The sequence below is a fragment of the Sphingomonas sanguinis genome (assembly GCF_001476905.1).
Classification (GTDB): Bacteria; Pseudomonadota; Alphaproteobacteria; order Sphingomonadales; family Sphingomonadaceae; genus Sphingomonas; species Sphingomonas sanguinis_B.
Genome location: NZ_LDTE01000222.1, coordinates 1 through 942, shown reverse-complemented (window position 1 = coordinate 942; position 942 = coordinate 1). Strand labels below are relative to the sequence as shown.

At 63.6% G+C, this 942-nt stretch carries 2 protein-coding genes; one reads left to right on the top strand and one right to left on the bottom strand.

Features of this window, described 5'->3' with window-relative positions; translation table 11 throughout:
- The coding region (locus tag SB4_RS18710) for a DUF3280 domain-containing protein (RefSeq protein ID WP_206598031.1) at nucleotides 1–461 on the bottom strand (461 nt) is incomplete at its 3' end.
- Nucleotides 462–599: 138 nt separating this feature from the next.
- Here SB4_RS18710 and SB4_RS18705 point away from each other — a divergent pair.
- Nucleotides 600–942: hypothetical protein (locus SB4_RS18705; RefSeq protein ID WP_206598030.1), on the top strand; the 343-nt coding region annotated here is incomplete at its 3' end.

Sequence of the window (942 nt, the reverse complement as noted above, 5' to 3'; positions counted from 1 at the left end):
GCGGTGGCGCGCGACCAGGATTCGTCGGTGTTGCCGCGCATGTCGGCACTCGCCGCGGCCACCAACTGCCCGGTATGCACGTCCCGCAGGTACAGATTGATGTTGAGGATGAGGTTGGAGACCTTCTGTACCACGCCGGTCATCGCGAGGTCGGCCCCGAGCTCGCCGGCCAGCTTCACGTCGCATCCGCCGCAGGCCTGAAGATTGCTGCCGTGCGCCGCAGCATTGACGGGCGCGATATCGAGCACGCGGAACTTGCCGGAGTCCGCGAGCTCCTTGCGCACCTGGTCGCCGGCCCGGAGCAGCCGCGCCTGCTCGTCGGTGCGCGGCCCGTTCATCTCTCCCTGCAGGCTGGTGTCGATCAACTCGAGATCGAACACCGCGAGCTTGGGCGGTTCGGCTCGCACCGCCCCCGCCGACATCGCCAGCAACGATACGACCAACGCGAACGCTGTTCTCATGATTGTGAACCAATCGAAATTTGGTACCTGGCAACGACAAAAAGCGGGGTTGCAAGCCAGGCCAATTCGGTCATCTTGCACGTCAACGCATGGTGCGACAATGCCATGCCCGAATGAACAAGGACTGCGGGAGGAGTTATGTTCCGATGGTTGATCGGCACGATCGCGCTCAGCCTGATGGCGACCGGAGCGCTGGCGGCTGATCCCGTCGAGATCCATATCGGCTATCTCGGCCATGCCGGCGTCAAATCGACGCTCTCGCTGGTCGAGCAACCGGCCGACAATGACGGCATCGCCGGCGCGCGGCTTGCGATCGAGGACAACAATACGACCGGCAAATTCCTCAACCAGCGCTTCACGCTCGACGAGGTCAAGGTCAAGGACAGCGACGATGTCGCCAGGGTCGCAACCGATCTCGCCGGCCGCAACGACTACATCATCACCGACCTGCCCGCCGACGCACTGCTCAAGGTCGCCGATG